The sequence below is a fragment of the Mycobacterium sp. genome, from assembly GCF_032162605.1.
Classification (GTDB): domain Bacteria; phylum Actinomycetota; class Actinomycetes; order Mycobacteriales; family Mycobacteriaceae; genus Mycobacterium.
Genome location: NZ_JAVROT010000020.1, coordinates 1 through 6,181 on the forward strand (window position 1 = coordinate 1; position 6,181 = coordinate 6,181).

Annotated in this window: 5 protein-coding genes; 2 read left to right on the forward strand and 3 right to left on the reverse strand. The window is 65.0% G+C overall.

Annotated features, from left to right (window positions below; all coding sequences use genetic code 11):
* Together QOI01_RS00775 and QOI01_RS00780 are read left to right on the forward strand one after the other, a co-directional pair.
* Window positions 1-465, forward strand: a 465-nt coding sequence (locus tag QOI01_RS00775; protein WP_526377668.1) for an SDR family oxidoreductase, incomplete at its 5' end; no start/stop codon positions are given.
* Between the two features lie 119 nt (window positions 466-584).
* Window positions 585-1,649, forward strand: a complete 1,065-nt coding sequence (locus QOI01_RS00780; RefSeq protein ID WP_526377670.1) for a LacI family DNA-binding transcriptional regulator — start codon at window positions 585-587, stop codon at window positions 1,647-1,649.
* A 308-nt stretch (window positions 1,650-1,957) separates the two neighbouring features.
* Here the strand turns inward: QOI01_RS00780 and QOI01_RS00785 are convergent, their stop codons facing one another.
* From QOI01_RS00785 to QOI01_RS00795, 3 genes are all read right to left on the reverse strand, one after another.
* Window positions 1,958-3,142, reverse strand: coding sequence for an MFS transporter (locus tag QOI01_RS00785; RefSeq protein ID WP_526377672.1), 1,185 nt, complete (start codon window positions 3,140-3,142; stop codon window positions 1,958-1,960).
* Between the two features lie 153 nt (window positions 3,143-3,295).
* Entirely contained in the window at window positions 3,296-5,374 is a 2,079-nt protein-coding gene (locus tag QOI01_RS00790) for an oxidoreductase (RefSeq protein ID WP_526377674.1), read from the reverse strand.
* A gap of 73 nt (window positions 5,375-5,447) precedes the next feature.
* Window positions 5,448-6,181: GMC oxidoreductase (locus QOI01_RS00795; RefSeq protein ID WP_526377676.1), on the reverse strand; the 734-nt coding region annotated here is incomplete at its 5' end.

The window sequence follows — 6,181 nt, forward strand, 5'->3', positions numbered from 1 at the left end:
GACATCAACCTCAACGGCGTGTTCCATACCGTCCAGGTCGCGATACCGACGATGATCGCCCAGAACGAGGGCGGCTCGATCGTCTTCACCGGCTCGACGGAGGCACTGAAGGGCGCGGAGAACATCTCGTCCTACGCCGCTTCCAAGCACGGCGTGACCGGGCTGATGACCTCGCTGGCCCGTGAACTCGGTCAGTACAACATCAGGGTGAACTCGGTGAACCCGACCTGCGTGGATACACACATGATCAACAACGACTTCGTCTACGGCCTGTTTCGACCCGACCTCGACAAGCCCACACGCGACGACGTCATCGATACCTTCTCCGGGACGCACATCCTGCCAGTGCCGTGGATCCAACCCCAGGATGTCAGCAATGCAATCCTCTACCTGGTGACCGATCCGGGCCGCTACATAACCGCCACCCCCTTGGTGATCGACGCCGGCTTCATCGTCAAGTCTTGACCCGAGCACCACGCGTCACCGAGTAGCCCCCGCCTGCGGTCCTCGAACCGCGGCGAGGGCTACTCTTCGTCACGCGCACGTGGAGTGGGCACCGATGAAAGGACACCGACATCGTCACGATGAGGGACGTCGCCAAGGCCGCAGGCGTCTCCCAGGCGTCGGTCTCCTACACCTACAGCGGGTCGGGACGCGTATCCGAGGCTCAGCGCGAAGCGATCTTCGCCGCGGCCGCCCGGCTGGGCTACACCGGACCCAACATCGCCGCAAGCACCCTTCGCCTCGGCAAGATCGGCACCGTCGGCGTCCTGGTGCCGGGTTCACTTGCTGCGGCCGTCGAGGATCCATCCACGGCGTTGCTTCTGAAGGGCATCGTCGAGGTCGGCGAACTCGCCGACGTCGCGCTGACGCTGCTGCCCGTTCAGCGGTCAATGCAAGCATCGCATCAGCGCCATCCCGTAATGCCAAGCGCACTTAGGGGTCTCGTCGACGGAGTAGTGATGCACTGCGTCCCCAGCGATCACCCCATCGTGAGCGCACTACTTGCTCGTGGCATACCGGCGGTAGCCATCGACTCGCCACGCCTGCCCGGGTTGCCGTACGTCACCATCGATCACCGCAGCGCCGGCGCCACGCAGATGAACCATGTTCTGAGCCAGGGCCACAAGAGAATCGGTGTGGTCTCCGATCGCCTCGGCGAGGCTTTCATCCCGTACGCACGACCACTGACCACCGTCGACGACGTCACGGAGATGTATCTACGCGATCGGCTCGCCGGCTACCGGGACGCGATCGCGCGCGCCGGCGACCCGGACGTGGAGGTGACGCTGATCGAGGCGGCCGACATCGATGCCGCTAGTGGCATGGCCGCGGTCGGCAGCCTGATCGCCGATGTCGCGCCGTCCGCCATCTTGACCACCTCGGACGTCCACGCCGTTGCAGCGCTGAAAGTTCTCAAGGCCAAGGGCATCTCGGTACCGGGCCAGGTGTCGGTGATCGGCTTCGACGATGCGCCGATCGCCGAACTGATGGATCTCACGACGATTCGCCAACCTCTCTGCGACAAGGGCCGGACCGCGGCCACCATCCTGCTCGACCTGATCGCGGGCCGAACGCGGCGACGATCAGTCAAGCCCACCGAGTTGATCGTTCGCTCGACGACGGGGCCTGCTCCCGCCTCCCCCTAGGCGAACTCCACTTGGCGGGTTCCGCCGCCTCGCTGCAACGCACTCAATTCGGGCATGGGCAGGTCGTTGTGGTGCGCAGTCTGCGTATCCCGCATTGATGTGGCGGACGTCAACCTCGAGGTGTTAGTTCGGTGAATCACCAAAGGAACGGCAATGATCCAGACCGGCGACGCGGTTCCGCCGCGAGTACGGGTCTCGCCCATCGGTGCCGTCGGAGTGTCCGGGCTCGCCGGAGAAGAGGATCACTAGTTCGTCTTCGATGCGATGACGAACTAGGCACCCCTGTCGGGCAATGCCGGACGGGATGGCTAGCGTTCGGCGCTGCGCGCCACGACCGGTGCGGCGAGACTGCACACCAGCATGGCGCAAAACGGCACCAGGAACGCTCCTGTCCACGACACCAGTTCCACAATCCAGCCAATCAATGCGGGTCCACCCATGATCGCCACGTAGCCCATTCCAACGACTCGTGAAAGCGTACGCCCCGACGCGGTGCCGCCGAGATTCCCGGCCGCGGTGAAGACTTGAGGTAACCCGCCTGCCACCCCGGTCCCGAATATGGCCCAACCGACCAGTGCTACCGGCAGAGCGGGGGCCACGATGACCGTGAGGATGCCGCCCATTGCGAGCACGGCGCCGCCCCTTAGCATCCAGACCGGACCCGTCACGGCGGCAACGCGGTCGGCAAGGAAGCGAGACACCGTCATGGCGACCATGAACGATCCCGCCGCGAGCGCCGCCATCGAGGACGATGCCCCCAGATGCTGCTGAGCGTGCAGGCTGCTCCAATCCATCGCCGATCCCTCCGACAGCAGCAGGAGGAAAGCCAGCGTCCCCAAGAGCACGACGCGGACGCGGCGGCCCCCGGCCTCATTCGGTACAGGTGGTGGCACTTCCTGTTCGTGACCAGCGCCGGCCTGACGGTGTCGCAGGAGCACGAAGGCAGATCCAATGAGTATCAGACAGATCGCCGTGATTGCGGCCGTCATCGTCAAGCTCCCGAGCCGCAGGGCGAAACCGGCCGCCCCGAGCAAGGATCCGACGACAGTTCCGATGGAGAACACGCCATGGAAGGAGCCCATGATCGGCCGGCCATGGTCACGCTCCACGCTGACGGCGGCCGCATTCATTCCGACGTCGGAGCACCCCGCCGCGACCCCCAACGCGAACGCCCCGGCGACGGCTTGCACGAGCGTCGTTGCGTTCAGCGGCAGCATGATCGATGCCGCCAGGGCAGCACCGCCGATCGTAGCCACGCGTTCGCTCCCGATGCGATCGACCACGGCCCCGCTGATCTGCATGCCGACCAGCGACCCGATACCGAGGACCAGCAGCACCGTCCCCGTCGTGGCGTTGGACATCCCGACGGCCTGTTTCAGCGTCGGCAAATGTACTGCCCACGTGGACAGCACGATGCCGAACGACGCGAAGAGCCCGAACACGGCTATGCGGGCCCGCACCATCGCGCGTACTTGGAGCGACGACCGGGTCATGGTCCTGGCTTCCGTTGATTCGCCTCAAGATGACTCGCGCGACGATACGTCACGGGCGATGTCCTGAAGACGGCGTGGACGGCCGGCCACGCGACACCGTCGTCACGGCGCGCCGTCGCACGACGGCGCGCAGAGCAGTGAATTTCGCTCAATTCATCCCCGTTGTGCGACGGCCGGCATCGACGCCAGCACGCCGGACAAGGATACGAACGGGTTGTCGTCCGCCGTGACACCGATTCTGCGGGCCGCCCGCTCTCCTTCGTGGACGGCCTCCATGATGGTGCGGCTGGCAATCGCGTCGCCCACGCGTTCCACGGGAACACCGCGACCCTTGAGTGCGAAGTACAGTTCGTTGACCGGGCGGTGCCAGCCCGCGCGAACGACGGTGTCGACATCGGCGATGGTGTCGGGGCGCCCGGCCGCGATGATCTCGACGGTGGATCCGTTGACCGCGGTGACGGTGGTGAACGGCCGGGTGGTCATCCCCGAGGCGTGTACCCGCGAGACCGCCAGGTTGGCGCTGAACGGCCCGAGCTTGGCCCCGACGTACGGCAGCGGCGTCACCATCTCGACGCGGTGTCCCGCCTCCTGGAGCTCCAGGGCCAGGCCGATGCTCTTCCACCCGCCTTCGCCGTCGTCGACGATCACCACGTGCGAGCCCACGGACTTGCCCTCTTCGAGGACGTCCCAGACCGAAAGCACGTGGTCTTGGTCCAACCCGGGAGTGAAGCGGATCCCCTGCGCGAGATTTCCGACGATGTCGGGTCCGGGAGCCGAGCCAGTGGCAACGATGATGTGATCCGGCTCGAGCGCCAAGATCTCCTCAGCGCTCGGCGCCCACCCCAGCCGCAAATCCACGCCGTACGTCGTCATCATGACGTCGAGGTGGTCGATCACTCCCCCGATTTCGTTGCGACCCTTGATCTTGTCGGCAATGCGCAGTTGACCGCCGGTACGTTCGCGCCGTTCGATCAGGGTCACTTCGTGGCCCTGTCGGGCCGCGATCTCCGCGGCCTTCATCCCTGCTGGCCCCGCGCCGACCACCACTACGCGCCGTCGAATAGTCGCCGTCTCCAACGTGCCCGCGCCGAGCTCCTGCTCGTAGCCTGCGGCGGGGTTGTGCACGCAAGAGGAGTGCGTAACTGCAAACAGCCGATCGATGCACCCCTGGTTGCATCCGATGCACCGTCGGATCTCGTGGATGCGGTCTTCGCGCATCTTGTTGACGGTCTCGGGATCGGCGATCTGTTGGCGCGTCATCGCCACCATGTCTGCGTGGCCGAGGTGGAGGATGTCCGCGGCATCGAAAGGATCGTTGATGCGGCCGACGGCGATCACGGGGATGTTGACCACCGATTTGACTGCCGCGGCGAGGTCTTCCCAGATGCGCTTGGGGTGCTGCATGTCGGGCACGTTCTGGTGGGCTTCGTTGTAGGTCGCCGCCTTGACGCAGATGTAGTCGATCTTGCCCGTCCCCGCGATGATTTGGGCAATCTGCTGGGCATCGGTCGTCTGGAGCCCACCGGGACTGAAGTCGTGCCCCTGCAGGTTCATTCCCACCAGGAAGTCGGATCCGGCCTCCGCGCGAACGGCATCGATGACCCGCAGGACTATGCGCATCCGATTCTCGAGCGAGCCGCCGTACTCATCGGCACGGTGATTGGAGAATGGTGAGAGAAAGGAGGCCAGGAGATAACCGCCATAACCCGAGTGGATTTCGACGCCGTCCATGCCACCTTGTTTGGCGTGACGAGCCCCAATGGCGTGTGCCTCGACGATCTCGTCGATGTCCTCGACTTCCATTTGCTTCGGCATCTCGAGGTTGAACGGACATGGCGTGTTCGAAGGACCCCATAGCGCGCGTTCGGTGAACGTCGAACGACCTTGTCTGCCACCGTGTCCCAGTTGCATGACGATCCGAGCACCATGTTTGTGCACCGCACTCGTGATCCTCTTCAGCCCAGGAACGATCTCGGGCAACCAGGCCCGCGGCTCACCGGGGACGTCCTGAGAGGTGGGATGAATCTGCGGGAACGCCATACCGATCAGGCCGACGCCGCCCATCGCACGCTCACGGTAGTACGCCACGTGTTGGTCGGTGGGCAGATAGTCCTTGGCCATGCCGGTGCCGTGCCCGGTCATGACTATCCGATTGCGGATTTCGACCTTGCCGAGTGTGATCGGATCGAACAGTGGCGCCAGGGTCGCGGCTGTCGACGTCGATGTGGTCATGGCACGGGCCTTTCGTCAGCGTTGATGGGCAGAACGGTGTTGGTCCAAGCACGTGGGCGTGCGGGCTACGGGATCACGCCGCCAGGGCGCCGGAGTCGGCGAGTCGCAGGGCCAACGCCGCGACGGTCAGAGCGGGGTTGACAGCGGCCGACGACGGGAACGGCGAGCTGTCGACGATCCAGAGGTTGTCGAGGTCGTGGGCACGCAGATCGGCGTCGACCACACTGGTGGACGGGTCGTGTCCCATGCGCGCGGTCCCGCACTGGTGGGAGGTCGCCTCCACGCTGAGGCTGCGGGTCAACACCACCGGGAAGCCCGCCTTGCGGACTACTGACTTCATCCGTTTGACGAGTTCGTGATGAGTGCTCGCGTTGGTGGCGCGTCGGTTGAGCACTATCCGTCCCCGAGCGTCGACAGTGACGCGGTTGTCGGGCAGGGGAAGATCCTCGCTCTGGATGAATAGATCGAGGGTGAACTTCGTCGCCTCGTCGAGTAGCGCGAGCGGTAAGCGCGGAGTCCCCAACTTCGCCTGCGGGCCGCGCAGCTTCCCGAGGCCCTGAACATTGCCCAGCGGGTACCGATTGGTGGGTCCGGCGGTGTACCAGTCGTTGATGCCGATCGTCTTCTGGTAGACGGCGTCGTTCTGGTGCCGCGGATCGATGGCGAGGAAGAACGTCGTCACGTGCGCCATGTAGTTCCGACCGACCTGATCCGACGAGTTGGCCAGACCCCGTGGATGCGCCGACGACTGGGAACGAAGGAGCAGCGCGGCGGTATTGACTGCCCCGCACGCCACTACGAAGCGTT